This window comes from Flavobacterium sp. FlaQc-52 (genome assembly GCF_044007495.1).
GTDB classification, from domain to species: domain Bacteria; phylum Bacteroidota; class Bacteroidia; order Flavobacteriales; family Flavobacteriaceae; genus Flavobacterium; species Flavobacterium cupriresistens.
This window is the reverse complement of sequence record NZ_JBIPCV010000012.1, coordinates 142,035-158,163: the sequence shown is the minus strand read 5'-3', so window position 1 is coordinate 158,163 and position 16,129 is coordinate 142,035. Positions and strand designations below refer to the sequence as shown.

Below are 16,129 nucleotides of genomic sequence, written 5' to 3'. Positions count from 1 at the left end.
CTAAAGCTAAAATTCTATTCATGAAAAAACTGTATTTTCTTCTTCTTCCATTTGTTTTGCTTTCTTGTAAATCTACTAATGCAACTGTAGCCAATACAGCTTCAAAATCAACTGAGACTGCCTATAAGGTCAATCAGACCGATGTTTCGGATTTCTTGAAATATCTTTCTTCTGACGAATTAGAAGGCCGTGATACCGGAACGGAAGGAATCAACAAAGCAGCTGTTTTTCTGGAAGACTTTTTAAAGAAAAACAATGTAAAGCCTTATTTTAAAACCTACCGTGATACATTGACGAATTTTGATTCACCGGCTTTTAATATTGTTGGAGTTCTGGAAGGGAATGATCCTGAACTTAAAAAAGAATTTGTGGTTTTGAGTGCTCATTATGATCACATCGGTATCGATAAAAGCAAACAAGGAGACAATATAAACAATGGAGCAAACGATGATGCTTCGGGAGTAACTGCTGTGGCCGAAATGGCAAAATATTTCAGCAAAACGAAATCTAATAAACGCAGTATTTTAATCGTGTTTTTTGCCGGAGAAGAAAAAGGATTGTTAGGATCTAAAAGTTTGGTGCAGAAACTAAAAGTGCAAAACTTCAATTTGTATGCCCAGTTAAATATCGAGATGATCGGGGTACCAATGAAAAGAGATTATTTGGCTTACATCACCGGTTTTGACAAATCGAATATGGCTCAAAAAATAAATGAGTATACAGGCAAAAAAACAATTGGTTTTCTTCCAAAAGAAGCAGAATATGAATTGTTTTACAGATCTGATAACTATTCGTTTTATGACGTTTTCAAGAAGCCTTGTCAGTCCATAAGTACTTTCGATTTTGAGAATTTTGAGTTCTATCATCACCCTTCAGATGAATTCAAAGCGATGGATATTCCACACATGACTGCCTTCATACAAGAATTTCTTCCTGCCGTAACTAAAATTACCGATTCTAAAACACAAGAAATTACCATGACTAAATAACCCTTCTTTTTAAGGGTTTTGCTTATTTTTGCTTCATGAAAAATATTATTATAACAGGAACGAGTAGAGGTATCGGTTATGAATTGGCTTTGCAGTTTGCAAATGCAGGTAACAAGGTATTGGCTATTTCCAGAAAAGTACCCAAGGCACTTCTGGAGCATGAAAATGTAACGTGTTTATCAGTCGATTTGTCAAACGAGTCAGAATTATATAAAGTGGAAGATTTTCTTTCATCAACCTGGAAGAAAGTGGATGCTTTAGTACATAACGCAGGTGCTTTGTTGCTAAAACCTTTCGCAGAAACTACACAAGCAGATTTTGAAAGTATCTATAAGGTGAATGTTTTTGCAGTAGCAAATCTTACCCGAATTTGTTTGCCTTTTCTTGGGAAGGGAAGCCACGTCGTAACCATTAGTTCGATTGGTGGTGTTCGTGGTAGTTTGAAATTTGCAGGTTTGGCTGCTTATAGTTCCAGTAAAGGTGCGGTAATTACGTTGACAGAGTTATTGGCGGAAGAATATAAAGAACGGGGGATTTCGTTTAACGTATTAGCACTAGGCTCTGTTCAGACCGAAATGTTACAAGAAGCTTTCCCGGGATATCAGGCACCAATTTCAGCAGAAGGAATGGCCACTTATATTTATGATTTTACCCTAAACGGAAATAAATACTTTAACGGAAAAGTTTTAGAAGTTTCTTCAACAAATCCTTAGATTTAATAAACAAAATTCAAATTCCAAATTTTAGTGTAGCTGGAATTTATAACTTATTATAGCCTTGAACGAAACTTTAGCCAGATATATACCGGAACATGCTGTAAAGCCTGTTTTTGAATTGATTGTTGCCAATCAGGTTCATCTGAAAATCGTAAATGAGCGTCAAACGCGTCATGGAGATTACAGACGAGGACTGAGTGGTAAACATGAAATCACGGTAAATGCAAGTCTGAATAAGTATCGTTTTTTGATTACGCTGGTTCATGAAATTGCGCATTTGGTCGCCTTTGAAAAGTTTGGACGAAATATAAAACCTCATGGGAATGAATGGAAATATTCGTTTCAACGTTTGATGGTGCCGTTTATTCGTCCTGAAATATTCCCCGGTCATTTGTTGCCGCTGTTAGCAAGGCATTTTAAGAATCCTAGCGCCAGTAGCGATACCGATACTACTTTGTCACTGGCTTTGAAGCAATATGATGCCAGAGACGATAAAAACTATGTTTTTGAGATCCCATACGGAAGTGTTTTCAGAATTAAAAACGGAAAGGTGTTTAAAAAACTTGCCGTAAGAACCAAACGTTTTGAATGTATCGAGTTAAGTTCCGGAAAAACGTATCTGTTTAATCCAAACGCTGAGGTAGAGTTACTGCCGAGTGGCAATTAAATCCCAATAATTTAAATCCCAAATTCCAACTTTTAAGATTGGAATTTGGGATTTATATTTTTTGGAATTTAAAAGAGTTTACCCTTTTAAATAAGCTTCTCTTACTTTTTTGAACAGATTAGACGAGTAGACAAATTTTACGATGTCTTTATTGTCTGTTCTGAAGATTTCTTCTTTTGTTCCCTGCCAAGCTTTTAGTCCTTTTTTGAGGAAAACGATGTTCTCTCCAATTTCCATTACCGAGTTCATATCATGCGTATTGATTACGGTTGTGATATTGTATTCTTCGGTAATTTCTTTAATCAGGTTGTCAATCAAAGTTGAGGTGTTCGGGTCCAAACCTGAGTTTGGTTCGTCACAAAACAAGTATTTAGGATTGTTTACAATCGCACGGGCAATGGCTACACGCTTCTGCATTCCACCCGAAATTTCGGAAGGAAGTTTTTGATGCGCATCAACTAAGTTTACTCTTTCCAGAACAAAGTCAACACGTTCTTTAATTTTTGTTTTATTGTCATTGGTGAACATTCTCAAAGGGAATGCTACATTTTCTGCAACAGTCATCGAATCGAATAAAGCACTTCCTTGAAAAACCATTCCAATTTCAGTTCTTAATTCTCTTTTTTCATCCGGATCTAATGCCGAATAAACACGTCCGTCAAATTCGATAGTTCCGGAGTCCGGAGTATGAATTCCTAATAATGTTTTTAATAAAACCGTTTTTCCGGATCCACTTTGTCCAATGATTAAGTTGGTCTTTCCGGTTTCAAAAATGGTCGAAACCCCTTTTAAAACTTTGCTGTCTCCAAATGATTTTTCTATGTTTTTTACTTCTATCATTATCCTAATAATAATTGAGTTAATATGTAATTAAAAAGAATAATACAAACCGATGTCCATACAAACGATACCGTACTAGCTTTACCAACTTCAAGTGCGCCACCTTTCATATAGTAACCATGAAAAGAAGGAATTGTAGCTAATAACATAGCAAAAATCAAAGTTTTGATAAAAGCATAAGTAATATGAAAAGGAATAAATTCCATTTGTGCACCCTGAATAAAATCCTGACTGGTCGAAAATCCTCCATAAGCACAAGCAAGCCATCCGCCAAAAACACCCAAAAACATACTAATTCCGATTACGAAAGGATACATTAATAAGGCTACTATTTTAGGGAAAACAAGATAGTTTAAGGAATTAACCCCCATAACTTCCAACGCATCGATTTGTTCTGTAACACGCATTGTACCAATACTGGAAGTGATGTAAGATCCCATTTTTCCTGCCATAATAACAGAAATAAAAGTAGGAGCAAACTCCAGAATTACGGATTGACGTGTAGCAAAACCAATTAAATATTTTGGAATTAACGGATTAGTTAAATTTAATGCGGTCTGAATGGCAACAACCCCTCCAATAAAGAAAGAGATAAAACATACAATTCCGAGAGAGTCAATAATTAGATCGTCTATTTCTTTGAAGATTAATTTTTTCATTACAGGCCATTTGGTCTGTTTGTTGAAAATTTCTTTCAGCATTAAAAAATATTTTCCTATTTGGGATAAATAACGAATGAGCATCATAGTTTTTACAAATATTGGCTAAATTAAGGATTAGTTTACAGTTTAGAGTTTCAGTTTAGAGTTTTTTAAGGTTTGGCTTAAAAAAGCTTTTCTTTCATTTTCTGTAAACGATAATTTCTAATAAATTTAGCTTGTTCGGGAGTGACCAATAAAGGTGTTTTGGCAGTTTTAGCTTTCCAATACCCTTTAATATAATCAAAAAATAAAAGTGGTTTTTTCTTCATCATCGACAGTTTAGCCGATGCAATTGCGGTGATCCAAAAACCGTATCCAAGGGTAAAAAAAGCTTCGCCTTGTTTGTAGCGCGCTGTTTTGTTATAATTTGCCCCGGTTGGTTTAAGGTGTTTTACGTGTAGCGACGCATCTGTTACAACTTTCCAATTATAGAATTTACATAACAACTCGTCTACAGTGTCCCAGCCCATGGCAGGTTTTAATCCACCGATTTGCTGGAAAGTTTCTTTTCGATACGCTTTCAAGGCACCACGAATATGATCTTTGTCGGTTAGGTTTTCAAGTACCCAATCGCCATTTTTTTCGATGTAACAAAATCCTCCGGCCATTCCGATTCTTGCATCCGATTGAAAGTGCGTTATAACAGTTTCAAAATAATTAGGAGGAAAAATCAAATCACCATCTATTTTTACAATAATATCGTAATCGGAATCTAAAGCCTCAAAACCCTTTTGAAAAGCCTGAATTACTTTACTTCCAGGCATATGTATGGCATCTGAAGTTTTATTCACAACAGAAATAAACGGGTTTTCTTTCGCAAATTCTAAAACAATTTCTTCTGTTTTATCGGTAGAATTGTCATTTACAACCACTACCTTTTTAGGTAAAACGGTTTGCGAAATCAAAGACTGCAAAGTCAGACCAATAAGTTCTTGTTCGTTATGCGCGGGAATGACGATGTAATAATTCATATACTTTTTATAAAATTTCAAATTCTAAATTCCAAATTCCAACTGAAGTTGCGAAAATTGGAATTTAGAATTTTAAAAATTTGGAATTTACTATCTATGCTCTTTCAGCATAAACAATATAATATCTATTGGTAAAACTGCGAAGTAGTGGTCGTATACCAAATTTCTTTACAGGATTAGTCCATTTTTGTCTGTCGATAATTTTCCAGCCTGCTTTTTCCAGTAACCAGTCCAGCTGCCAGTCTTCAAACTCGTGGTAGTGTCTGTCCCACATATCGGTTTTGCTACGGTATGCCGGAGAAAACCACAAACGCATTGGGATAGAAATTAGCAATTTATCTGATTTTATTTCGTTTAAAATAGTAAACGGATTCAATAAATGTTCGAAGATTTCGAATGCCGTTACAACATCCGTTTTTTCGTTTTTAAAAACAGCTTGGTCTAAATCTAAATCTTCTCCGGTAGTGTTTTTGACTGTAAATCCAGCTTCTTTCATGATTTTAGAAAAAGGATTTTCTACTCCTAAATCCAAAATTGTTTCAGCTGTAGTAATGTGTTTTTGTAAAAATTCTAAAGTAAGTTTGAATCTTTTATTTGGAAACGTTTTTTCGTACATTTTTTATTTTTTATCGGCAAAGGTGCAAATATACAAAGATATCTTCTTCTTTTGCGTTTTTAGCTGATACGAAAATGAAATGCCCGCATCTAAAAAGGAGGGCATGGAGTGTTTTTTGATTTGCTGTTTTTATTCTTTTACCGATATAAAAATTTCTACCTCGGCAGCATCACCGTCATACTATTTTTTTCCGTGAATGGTAAAATCGCTTTTAACTATGTTTCTATGTGTTAAAATCAATTGCACCCAAGGGGCTACAGTTAATAACAAGGTAAATTTAGAATGTGGTTGTGACAACCTTATGTCAAGGGTGTGGGAGTATTTTTTCTGCACGATTGAATGTATTCTTCAAAGGTGATTTTGTGAGGTTCAAATGTTTGATTCGTCACAAACAAACTTTCGATTCGGTCTAGGCGAAAGGATCTGAATTCCTTTCTTAATCTGCAAAATGCAATGAGCAACCAATTTTCCTGAGTGGAGTAAATTGCAAAAGGTTCAATGATTCTTTGGGTGGTTTGGTTATTGTCGGGCGAAAAATAGCTTATGTTGACCAAGTTAAAATTGGTCAATGTCAATTGAAGGGTCGATAGATAATTGCTCGTGCGGTCGTTGCCAATATTTTGCCTGAACAGTACCCGGTTGGAAAGTAAATTAGCTTTGTCTTTGGTGTCGTTTCGTAAAACGGCTTTTATTTTACTGATGGCTCCGGAGTATTCTTTGACAAAGGAAGCGTCTTTGTTTTTCAGAATCAATTGCTCGGCTGTGATTAAAGCGTTGGCCTCGCTTTCGGTAAACATTACGGGCGGAATTCTGTAACCTTCCATTAAAGTATACCCTTTTCCTTCTTCTGTCACTATGGGAACACCGGCCTGTTCTAATGCTTTTATGTCGCGATAAATGGTTCTGGTACTTACTGAAAATCTGGAAGCCAATTCTGATGCTGCTATAAGTCGTTTCGTTTGCAATTGTAAGAGAATTGCAGTTAGTCTGGAAAGTCGTTTAGTATCGTTATTGTTGTCCATTTTTTCTAATGGTTACTATTTGTAAAGTCTTCTCACAGTATTTTAAGGAATTTAGATCTGTAATTAGCTGTGGTTCTTTTTTCAAATATAACAAAAGAATCAAAGCACTATAACAAAAGATGTTTGTTTGAAGAGCTGATGAGTTATACTAATTACTTCCCAAATCAAAAAGGCTGCTTCATTAGTAAGAAGCAGCCTTTTTTGTATGATTAAAGAAAAATATTAAACTCGTTTGAGTGGAATCAAAAAAATTAATATCGGTACACAAATGCATTAACATTCATTCCTGCTCCAACTGAAGCAAAGATTACCACGTCGCCTTTGTTTATTTCATGATTTTCTATTTTTCCTTGTATCAAAAGATCATAGAGTGTAGGTACCGTTGCCACACTGCTGTTTCCAAGATCATGTATGCTCATTGGCATGATGTCTTTGGGAGCTGTTTTGTCGTATAATTTGTAAAAACGATCTATAATCGCTTCGTCCATTTTTTCGTTTGCTTGGTGAATCAGGATTTTTTTAACATCATCAATGGCGATACCGCTTTTATCTAAACAGCTTTTCATGGCACAGGGTACCTGGCTTAAAGCAAATTCATAAATTTTACGGCCGTACATTTTAATGTATTTAATGTCCGGATCTAAATCAGCATTGTATGATTTTCCAAAGTATAAAAAATTGGCTTCATCGTTAGCAAAAGTAGCGCTTTCGTAAGATAGTAATCCCGTTTCATCGTCAGAAGCTTCCAGGATTGAAACTCCTGCACCGTCAGAATAAATCATCGAGTCACGGTCATGATCGTCAACCACTCTCGATAAAGTTTCTGCACCAATTACCATTACGCGTTTTGCCATACCGGATTTGATAAAAGCATTGGCTTGAAGTACGCCTTCAATCCAGCCCGGACATCCAAAAAGAATATCGTAGGCAACACATTTTGGGTTTTTAATCCCTAATTTATTTTTTACGCGTGTCGCTAAACTTGGTAAAATATCCGTTTGGTGTGTTCCGGATTTTACGTCACCAAAATTATGTGCAAAGATGATATAGTCTAAAGTTTCAGGATCGATCTTAGCATTTTCAATGGCTCTTTCAGCAGCAAAAAACGCTAAATCTGATGAGGTATGTTGATCTTCGGCATAACGGCGGTTTTCGATTCCCGTTATTCCTTTAAATTTTTTAATTACTACTTCATTTGGATAAGCAAAAGGAGTTCCGTCTTCATTCAAAAAAACATGTTTGTCAAAGTCTGTATTGCTTACTTCTTTATTCGGAATGTAACTTCCGATACCTATTATTTTAATTTTCATTATTCCTTTATTAGCCGGTAAATTTATTGCTAAATTATAAATAAAATGATGATAACTATCATAAAACATACTATGCGTGCATATAATTATGAAATAAGAATTTTTAGCTCTAGTTATTGGTTATTTTATAATGAATTTTAGCTTTATATGAGATTTCAAACGTTTGCGATTGTTTTTTGGGCGTATTTTTATTTTGTAAAAACATTCTTATTTGTGCAGTAAAATAACAAGTTCTTTGCATAATGTTATAAAAATAATAAACCCGATAATTTTGAAGTTATCGGGTTTATTGATAATGCCGAAAAATTATTTTTTTTTAATTTTCCATATATGCTTCAATAGGAGCACAGCTACAGATTAGGTTTCTGTCTCCGAACGCGTCATCTGCTCTTCGAACAGAAGGCCAGAATTTGTTTTCAGCGATGTATTCTAATGGGAAAGCAGCTTGTTCTCTTGTGTAAGGGAAATCCCAAGTCTCTGTTGTTAGCATAGCTAAAGTGTGAGGAGAATTTTTCAATACATTATTGCTGTCTTCGATTGTTGCTGCTTCAATTTCTTTTCTGATAGAAATCATAGCTTCACAAAAACGATCTAATTCTTCTAAGTTTTCACTTTCAGTTGGTTCGATCATTAAAGTTCCTGCAACTGGGAAAGATACTGTTGGTGCGTGGAAACCATAATCCATTAAACGTTTTGCGATATCGGTAACTTCGATTCCTTTTTGTTTGAATGGACGACATTCTAAGATCATTTCGTGCGCTGCACGACCCATTTCTCCTGAATATAAAGTGTCGTAATGTCCGTTTAATTTTTCTTTGATGTAGTTGGCATTTAAAATCGCATGCTCTGTAGCGCTTTTTAAACCTTCAGCTCCTAACATTGAAATGTATCCGTAAGAAATCAAACAAACTAGTGCAGATCCCCAAGGTGCAGCAGAAATAGCCGTGATAGCCGTTTCTCCTCCTGTTGGGATTACCGGGTTTCCAGGTAAGAAAGGAACCAATTGTGGTGCTACACAAATAGGACCAACTCCAGGACCTCCACCTCCGTGAGGGATAGCGAAAGTTTTGTGTAAGTTTAAGTGACAAACGTCAGCTCCAATTGTAGCAGGATTTGTTAATCCAACCTGAGCATTCATGTTCGCACCGTCCATATAAACTTGTCCGCCGTTATCGTGAATGATTTTTGTAATTTCCTGAATAGCACTTTCAAATACACCATGTGTAGATGGGTAAGTTACCATTAAACAAGATAAGTTGTCTTTATGAAGAATGGCTTTCTCACGTAAATCTTCTACGTCGATATTTCCGTTTTCTAATGTTTTAGTAACCACTACTTTCATTCCGGCCATTGCTGCAGAAGCAGGATTTGTTCCGTGAGCAGAGGAAGGGATCAAAGCGATATTTCTGTGATCGTCTCCACGTGATTGGTGGTACGCACGAATTACCATAAGTCCAGCGTATTCTCCTTGTGCACCAGAGTTTGGTTGTAAAGTAGTACCGGCAAAACCTGTAATAACGTTTAATTGTTGCTCCAGTTTTTTCAACATTTCCTGGTATCCTTGTGCTTGGTCAAGTGGCGCAAAAGGGTGAACGTTATTCCAGTTTGGATTACTTAATGGCAACATTTCGGCAGCAGCATTCAATTTCATCGTACAAGAACCTAACGAAATCATCGAGTGATTTAACGCTAAATCTTTACGCTCTAACATTTTGATGTAACGCATCAAAGCAGTTTCTGAATGGTATTTGTTGAAAACATCATGCTCTAAGAAAGCAGAAGTTCTGTTTACTGAATCCGGGAAATGATTGATTTCTGTTAATTCAGAAATAGTGGTAGCTTGTAAAGAAAGCGCTTCTGCAAAAATGGCAATGATGTCATTTACATCAGAAATACTTGTCGTTTCGTTTAATGAAATCGAAATTGTATTTTCATCAGCATAGTAGAAGTTTACTTCTTTAGCTTCAGCAACCGCTTTTACTTTTTTAGCATCTGCTTGTACTAAGATAGTATCAAAGAAAGCAGAGTTCAGTTGTTGTACGCCTATTTTTTGTAATTCGTTTGCCAAAGTAGCTGCCGCAGCATGTACTTTGTCAGCGATATATTGTAATCCTTTTGGTCCGTGGTAAACTGCATACATTCCAGCCATAACTGACAATAATACTTGTGCAGTACAGATGTTAGAAGTTGCTTTATCACGTTTGATGTGTTGCTCGCGGGTTTGCAACGCCATACGCAATGCACGATTTCCGTTTGTGTCAATGGTTACCCCAATGATACGACCCGGCATACTGCGTTTGTATTCTTCTTTAGTTGCAAAATAAGCAGCGTGTGGTCCTCCGTATCCTAACGGAATTCCGAAACGTTGTGTAGTACCAACTACAACAGCAGCTCCCATTTCTCCCGGAGGAGTTAATTTTACTAAGCTTAAAATGTCAGCAGCAACGGCAACCTTAATTTCGCTTGCAGCAGCTTTCTCAATAAAAGCAGTATAATCATTTACTTGTCCGTATTTTCCAGGGTATTGTAAAATAGCTCCGAAGAATTCAGTAGAAAAGTCAAAAGTTTCGTGGTTTCCAATTACTAGTTCAACACCAATTGGAGTCGCACGAGTTTCTAAAACAGAAAGCGTTTGAGGTAAAATTTCTTCTGAAACGAAAAATTTATTTACATTGTTTTTCTTTTGGTCACGTGAACGAACATCTAACAACAGTGCCATAGCTTCTGCTGCTGCTGTTGCTTCATCTAACAAAGAAGCATTAGCGATTTCCATTCCGGTCAATTCGATAACAGTAGTTTGAAAGTTTAAAATGGCTTCTAAACGACCTTGTGCGATTTCAGCTTGGTACGGTGTGTAAGCCGTATACCATCCCGGGTTTTCAAAAACATTTCTTTGGATTACAGCAGGAACAATCGCCTGATTATAACCTAAACCAATATAAGTTTTAAAGATTTTATTTTTGTTACCTAATTGTTGAATATGGTTAGAGAACTCATATTCAGTCATCGCAGGGTCTAAGTCTAAAGGTGCTTTTAAACGAATGTCATCTGGAAGGGTTTCGTAAACAAGTTGTTCGATCGATTCAACTCCAATTGTCTGTAACATGTGTTGAAGATCTGTTTCTCTTGGACCAATGTGTCTTAAAGCAAAAGCATCTGTTTTCATATAGTTGTAAAAGTGTTGTTTTTTTGTGGTGCAAAATTAAGTATTAATAATAATTTATTCGGTATTTTTAACTTCAAATTTTGTGAAATTTATAACTAATGGGTTGATTTCTTAATAATTGATTAGATTTGAGTCATGAAACTTATCAAACAGATATTAGATTTTTATTTAAACAGCAGTATTCATGTAGCTTTATCGTGTTTTGCATTGGTGCATATTACATTCCATGTCTTTCATATTCAGTACGATGAACCAATGGCTTTGTTTGTTTTTTTTGGAACAATAGTGGGGTATAATTTTGTTAAATACGATGCTTTGGTTCGGGTGAAAAAAAATCCGATAGGGAGTCAGTTGAAAATTATCGCACTTTTGAGTCTTGTTTCGGTGGTTTTGGTTGGTTATTATTTTTTCCAATTAAAGAGAATTACTCAAGTTGTTTCGTTTGGAATTTTTGCGATTACCGCTTTATACACCCTTCCGTTTTTTCCGAACAGAAGAAATGCGCGAAACTGGGCCGGAGTAAAAATTTATATGGTTGCCATTTGTTGGGTGGGAGTGACTTTGGTTTTACCCCTAATCAATGCTGAAATTCCTTTTACTTCCGATTTTTTTATCAAATGCATTCAGCGTTTTATTCTGGTTTTTGTGTTGATCTTGGTTTTCGAAATTCTTGATTTGGCCAATGATGATCCGCACCTGCAAACTGTACCACAAACGATAGGTGTGAAAAAAACCAAAATTTTAGGGTTGTTATTGCTGATACCGTTTTGTTTGTTGGAGTTTTTGATTTCAACCTTTAATTATCAGGATCTTTTTATTAATATCATCATGATTACAATGTTGTGTTTGTTCATTGTATTCGCAAACACCAATAGATCTAAGTATTATACTTCTTTTTGGGTAGAAAGTGTGCCGATCTTTTGGTGGCTGATGTTAGTTCTACTATAAGCTTCAGTAGTTTTTTTTAACACGAATTACACGAATTATCACTAATTAATTAATGAGATTCTTGGCGGGGAATTTTAGCCACAGATTAAAGGATTAAAATGATTAAAAAATCTGTGCTAATCTTTTAATCTGTGGTAAGAATAATTCATGCCAATTCGTGTAGTTCGTGGCGAGCCTTTAGCCACAGATTAAAGGATTAAAATGATTAAAAAAATTCGTGCAAATCTTTTTAATCTGTGGCAAGAATAATTCATGCCAATTCGTGTAGTTCGTGACGAGCCTTTAGCCACAGATTAAAGGATTAAAATGATTAAAAAAATCCGTGCAAATCTTTTTAATCTGTGGCAAAAAAATAATTCGTGCCAATTCGTGAAATTCGTGTCAAAAAATCTTCTGACGTGGACGATCTTTTTTATAAGAAACTGTTTTCTGCCGTTTCTTTGAGGATTTTATTTCTCGCTAAAAGAAAATTGGTCAGATGCTTTTCGAGGCATATAATATCAAATAATTCCCCGAAAATTCCATAAGGCGTTTCATATTGTAAATGGTCTTTCATGATGGTAATCCCGTTTTGTTCTTCAAAAAAATGCTGGTGTTTGAATGTTTTGAATTTGCCTTCCTCCATTTCATCCAGAAAATAATCACAAAGATCCATTTGGGTAATCCGGCTTTTGTGCGTCAAATAAAACCCGAAGTGTTTTCCTCTCCAGGTAACGGTTTCATTGAAATTAATTAAGCCCGATGTAACGCCGGCAATGGCTTTTTCGTTTGAAGTTGCTGTTGATTTCTGATGCAAATCAATATCTCTCGCGGTATCAAAAACAATTTGTTTTGGGGCTTTTATTTTGGTGACTAAGTTTATTGTTGTCATTGTATTAGATTTTTTAATGCTTTTTCTAAAGTTTCAAATTCAAATTGAAAACCTTCTTCAAGCAATCGTTTCGGAATCACATTCCTGCTTTTTAAAACCAATTCCGGTTCCGTTCGGATAAGCAGAGCGCCCAATTTTAATAGCGATTCCGTTATTGGAATCCCAAATGGAGCATTGACGGCTTTTCGTAGTAAGGACATGAAATTTTTATTTGTCACGGGTTTTGGAGCAACAATATTCAGTACTCCGGTTATTTCTTTGTCTATTATAAAATCTATTGCTCGGACAAAATCCGTTTCATGAATCCAGCTTACCATTTGGTTTCCATTTCCTTGTTTTCCGCCAAAGCCAAATTGGGCAAGGGTTTTTAGCGGTACTAATGCACCTCCCTTTTTTCCTAAAACGATAGAAGTTCTCAAAGCCGTTTTTAAGGTACTTGGCGTTTCGGTTTTAAAAAAAGCTTTTTCCCAGGATTGCGCCACGTTCATCGAGAAATCATTGCCAATTTCGCCGTTCCTTTCGTCCATTTCCTTATCTAAAGAGAAACGATATATGGTGGAGGTTGAGGAATTCAGCCAGTGTTTTGGTGCATTTTTGCAATTTAAGACTGCTTTATTTAAAATCTTGGTGCTTTCAATTCGGGATAACAGTATCTCTTTTTTATTTTCTTTGGTGTAGCGGCAATCAACCGATTTTCCGGCAAGGTTTATCAAAACGGCTGCGTTTTCCAGTTCTTTTTCCCAGCCGGAGAATGTCTTAGCATTCCAATTGACATATTTATTTCCGTCAATCGTTTTTGATTTCCCTCGGGTTAAGATTACGATTTCTCCGAATCTGTCTTTAAAATGATTTAGTAAACCCTGACCTAAAAAGCCGGTTCCTGCTGCGATGATTAATTTATTTCGGATCATTAGAAATTTAAAATTAAGAGTAAAACAATAAGTCTGTAAACAACCCACGTGATACATAAGTAAGTCGGTAGTTGTAGTATTTTAATCCTTCTGTAATGTTCCATAAACATAATAAAAGCGGTAAGAACAAACCAAATTAAAGTTGCATTAGGTGAAATAGTGACAACAGTCTGCAGTAACAGTATTGGAAGTAGCAATAAAGATCCCATTAAAGAAACCGTCATTAGATTTCCGCTGTAATTGAGGATTGTTTTTCGGTCTGATTTCAAAAGAAACAAAGATTGAAAAAAGAGTTGTCCTATCGCTATCATAAATTCTCTTGTGATACTTGCTTTTGGCAAACTCGGAATCAGAAAAGAATAGTTGTACAATACGATTGTGGTCATAACAGTAGCAAAACCAATAAATAAAAATCGGTACTTATAATTGAAATTCGGTACACATTGTAACTTCGCCGCTGTATTGATTTTACTCGGAATAATGACTTTTCGATTATAAGAAACAAACGAATACAGTTTTTTCAAAAAGAATTTAACAGGTTTTATATTTCCGATTTTTTCAATTAAAGGAAAAGAGAATCCAAGGACTTTCAGTAGACTGTCAATTCCATAAAGCACCGTTTGATTTTTGTCGTCTATTAACGCAATCTCATTAGAAGCACGGTTTATGTCAACAAAAGTTTGTTCGTTTTCATTTAATTGACAATACGATTTACGACCGTTTTCGTCCAGCATTTTTGCTTTTATAAAACCCGTAGTGTAAACTTGACATAACGGACAATCTTCGTCATACAGTAAAGTTTGGTTTTCCAGTGTTTTCATGACAGGTAGTTTTTAGTAAATCTGACGGGTTTTATAAGTCCCGCCAGATGTAAGGGATGACTTAAGCTTTAAATACTAATCGCTCTTCTCTTGTTTCTTTTGCTTTTCTTTTTCCTCTGAAGAAAAAGTACAAATTGATGAATAACATTATACCTAAGTAAATAGAAAATCCGCCAATTTTATAACTTAAATTTTCAATTAATTCCTGGTAACTGTCTCTGCTCAATTCAAGTTGTAAAATCATTAAAGCGAATCCAACATTTAAAAGATAAAAACCGGTTTCAAAAAGTTTATTGGTAGCCTGAGCGATATCTTCTCTTCCTTTAAAAATATCAAGCATAAAGATTTTTCCATTTTTAAAAAGTGTTTTAGAAACATAGTAGGTAAGGAATAATGCAATTGGCAAATAAATACTGTAACCGATTAAGATTTTTGTAGTTTCCATGAGAGTTAAATTTAAGGTGTTATTTAATTAGTTTTTGAATGTATTTGGTAAGAATTATAATATTGAGATAATGTAAAATTGAAATGATGAAAATTATGATCGCCGTTTTTATTCCGATGGTTTCAATAAGTTGTGTCGATGATGTGATTTTCTGCCAGGAAACTAAAGTCATGGCACAATAACCACTATTTAAAAGATAATACGCCAGTAACAATACCTGATTGATTTTTTGACAAATTTCGATGTGATCCGGAATCAGTTCGCGGACATAAATGTTCCCATTCTTGTAACAGATTTTCCCAACTCTGAAAATGATGAAAATCGTGATGCTGAGGTAAATCAGATAGCCAGTAATGTTGAGATTCATGGTCTGTTTGTTTATAGTTATTGATTGTTTTAAACTTTCAGAAAAAAATGAAACTTTTAATGAATTTTTTTTATTTCATGATTTTTAAGACCAGACGACCCAGCCAGTTTTCGTTAAACTCTGTTATTTTATCCAGCATATTATCGGCCTTTAGCACAAAATCATACAATTTGTTGGTTTGATCGATAAAGTGTTTTTCTTCGGCAGTGTCTTTTGCTTCTATTGAGGAAACTTCTTTTAGGATTTTAAGAGCGGGTTTAATTTCTCTTTTACTTCTTTCTCTGGCAATTTTTACGGCCAATTCGTCCAGATCTTTTTCAGCAGTAAAAAATTCCCTTCTTTCTCCGGCTTTGTATTCTTTATATACAATTCCCCAATCCATTAAACCTCTTAAGTTCATACTTGCATTACCGCGGGAAATCTGCAATTCATCCATAATATCTTCCATAGAAACCGGTTCATTAGAAACCATCAGTAAAGCATGAATCTGTGCCATGGTTTTATTGATGCCCCATTGAGAACCTAAAGCTCCCCAGGTCTGTACGAATTTATTTTTTGCTTCTTTGAATTCCATAGATCAAATGTAAGCAAAAGTTTTTAAACTTTCAAAAATAATTGAAAGATAATTTTAAAAGATAATAGTATTGCCTCTTACAATGGTGTGCTAACTGCATTTTTAAAGTTTTAAAAGCACTGCTGTTCTGCGATTAAGTTAGGGGTGTTTGCTTTGAATTCATTTACTAAACTATTTATCTCATATAGGTAAGA

Annotated in this window: 17 protein-coding genes; 4 read left to right on the top strand and 13 right to left on the bottom strand. The window is 35.2% G+C overall.

Annotated elements, in window-relative coordinates; genetic code table 11:
- The first annotated feature begins 20 nt into the window (after nucleotides 1-20).
- The 3 genes from ACHRV5_RS18605 (at nucleotide 21) to ACHRV5_RS18595 (ending at nucleotide 2,372) form a co-directional block, all read left to right on the top strand.
- Complete coding sequence (locus ACHRV5_RS18605; RefSeq protein ID WP_395427760.1) at nucleotides 21-989, top strand: M20/M25/M40 family metallo-hydrolase; 969 nt, start codon at nucleotides 21-23, stop codon at nucleotides 987-989.
- A 35-nt stretch (nucleotides 990-1,024) separates the two neighbouring features.
- Nucleotides 1,025-1,702: an SDR family NAD(P)-dependent oxidoreductase gene (locus tag ACHRV5_RS18600; protein WP_395427759.1), complete on the top strand. Its 678-nt coding sequence runs from the start codon at nucleotides 1,025-1,027 to the stop codon at nucleotides 1,700-1,702.
- Nucleotides 1,703-1,766: 64 nt separating this feature from the next.
- Nucleotides 1,767-2,372, top strand: coding sequence for a SprT-like domain-containing protein (locus ACHRV5_RS18595; RefSeq protein WP_395427758.1), 606 nt, complete (start codon nucleotides 1,767-1,769; stop codon nucleotides 2,370-2,372).
- A 78-nt stretch (nucleotides 2,373-2,450) separates the two neighbouring features.
- On the opposite strand, the gene ACHRV5_RS18590 is transcribed toward ACHRV5_RS18595, so the two are convergent.
- The 7 genes from ACHRV5_RS18590 to gcvP form a co-directional block, all read right to left on the bottom strand.
- Nucleotides 2,451-3,212, bottom strand: a complete 762-nt coding sequence (locus tag ACHRV5_RS18590) for an ABC transporter ATP-binding protein (RefSeq protein WP_395427757.1) — start codon at nucleotides 3,210-3,212, stop codon at nucleotides 2,451-2,453.
- On the bottom strand, nucleotides 3,212-3,958 hold the full coding sequence (locus ACHRV5_RS18585; protein ID WP_047774390.1) for an ABC transporter permease: 747 nt from the start codon (nucleotides 3,956-3,958) through the stop codon (nucleotides 3,212-3,214). Before ACHRV5_RS18585 ends, ACHRV5_RS18590 begins: the two co-directional genes overlap by 1 nt.
- Nucleotides 3,959-4,035: 77 nt before the next feature.
- Nucleotides 4,036-4,884 (bottom strand): glycosyltransferase, encoded by an 849-nt coding sequence (locus tag ACHRV5_RS18580; protein ID WP_395427756.1) that lies wholly within the window; start codon nucleotides 4,882-4,884, stop codon nucleotides 4,036-4,038.
- Between the two features lie 94 nt (nucleotides 4,885-4,978).
- Nucleotides 4,979-5,500: a methyltransferase gene (locus ACHRV5_RS18575; protein ID WP_395427755.1), complete on the bottom strand. Its 522-nt coding sequence runs from the start codon at nucleotides 5,498-5,500 to the stop codon at nucleotides 4,979-4,981.
- Between the two features lie 299 nt (nucleotides 5,501-5,799).
- Nucleotides 5,800-6,522 carry a helix-turn-helix transcriptional regulator gene (locus ACHRV5_RS18570; RefSeq protein WP_395427754.1) on the bottom strand — a complete coding sequence of 241 codons (723 nt, stop codon included), beginning with the start codon at nucleotides 6,520-6,522 and terminating at the stop codon, nucleotides 5,800-5,802.
- A gap of 251 nt (nucleotides 6,523-6,773) precedes the next feature.
- Nucleotides 6,774-7,832, bottom strand: coding sequence for a 3-oxoacyl-ACP synthase III family protein (locus ACHRV5_RS18565; protein WP_230003464.1), 1,059 nt, complete (start codon nucleotides 7,830-7,832; stop codon nucleotides 6,774-6,776).
- Nucleotides 7,833-8,148: 316 nt separating this feature from the next.
- Nucleotides 8,149-10,998: an aminomethyl-transferring glycine dehydrogenase gene (gene gcvP / locus ACHRV5_RS18560; protein ID WP_047774380.1), complete on the bottom strand. Its 2,850-nt coding sequence runs from the start codon at nucleotides 10,996-10,998 to the stop codon at nucleotides 8,149-8,151.
- A gap of 135 nt (nucleotides 10,999-11,133) precedes the next feature.
- On the opposite strand from gcvP, the gene ACHRV5_RS18555 reads away from it, so the two are divergent.
- Nucleotides 11,134-11,946 carry a hypothetical protein gene (locus ACHRV5_RS18555; protein WP_395427753.1) on the top strand — a complete coding sequence of 271 codons (813 nt, stop codon included), beginning with the start codon at nucleotides 11,134-11,136 and terminating at the stop codon, nucleotides 11,944-11,946.
- Nucleotides 11,947-12,358: 412 nt separating this feature from the next.
- On the opposite strand, the gene ACHRV5_RS18550 is transcribed toward ACHRV5_RS18555, so the two are convergent.
- From ACHRV5_RS18550 to ACHRV5_RS18525, 6 genes are all read right to left on the bottom strand, one after another.
- Nucleotides 12,359-12,817 (bottom strand): cell division protein, encoded by a 459-nt coding sequence (locus ACHRV5_RS18550; RefSeq protein WP_395427752.1) that lies wholly within the window; start codon nucleotides 12,815-12,817, stop codon nucleotides 12,359-12,361.
- Nucleotides 12,814-13,728, bottom strand: a complete 915-nt coding sequence (locus ACHRV5_RS18545) for a TIGR01777 family oxidoreductase (protein ID WP_395427751.1) — start codon at nucleotides 13,726-13,728, stop codon at nucleotides 12,814-12,816. The genes ACHRV5_RS18550 and ACHRV5_RS18545 overlap by 4 nt, the downstream gene beginning before the upstream one ends.
- Nucleotides 13,728-14,549 (bottom strand): hypothetical protein, encoded by an 822-nt coding sequence (locus ACHRV5_RS18540; RefSeq protein WP_395427750.1) that lies wholly within the window; start codon nucleotides 14,547-14,549, stop codon nucleotides 13,728-13,730. Before ACHRV5_RS18540 ends, ACHRV5_RS18545 begins: the two co-directional genes overlap by 1 nt.
- 61 nt (nucleotides 14,550-14,610) lie before the next feature.
- Nucleotides 14,611-14,994: a hypothetical protein gene (locus tag ACHRV5_RS18535; protein ID WP_047774372.1), complete on the bottom strand. Its 384-nt coding sequence runs from the start codon at nucleotides 14,992-14,994 to the stop codon at nucleotides 14,611-14,613.
- 19 nt (nucleotides 14,995-15,013) lie between these two features.
- On the bottom strand, nucleotides 15,014-15,361 hold the full coding sequence (locus ACHRV5_RS18530; protein ID WP_230003450.1) for a hypothetical protein: 348 nt from the start codon (nucleotides 15,359-15,361) through the stop codon (nucleotides 15,014-15,016).
- A 70-nt stretch (nucleotides 15,362-15,431) separates the two neighbouring features.
- Complete coding sequence (locus ACHRV5_RS18525; RefSeq protein WP_230003448.1) at nucleotides 15,432-15,935, bottom strand: GbsR/MarR family transcriptional regulator; 504 nt, start codon at nucleotides 15,933-15,935, stop codon at nucleotides 15,432-15,434.
- Nucleotides 15,936-16,129 lie beyond the last annotated feature (194 nt).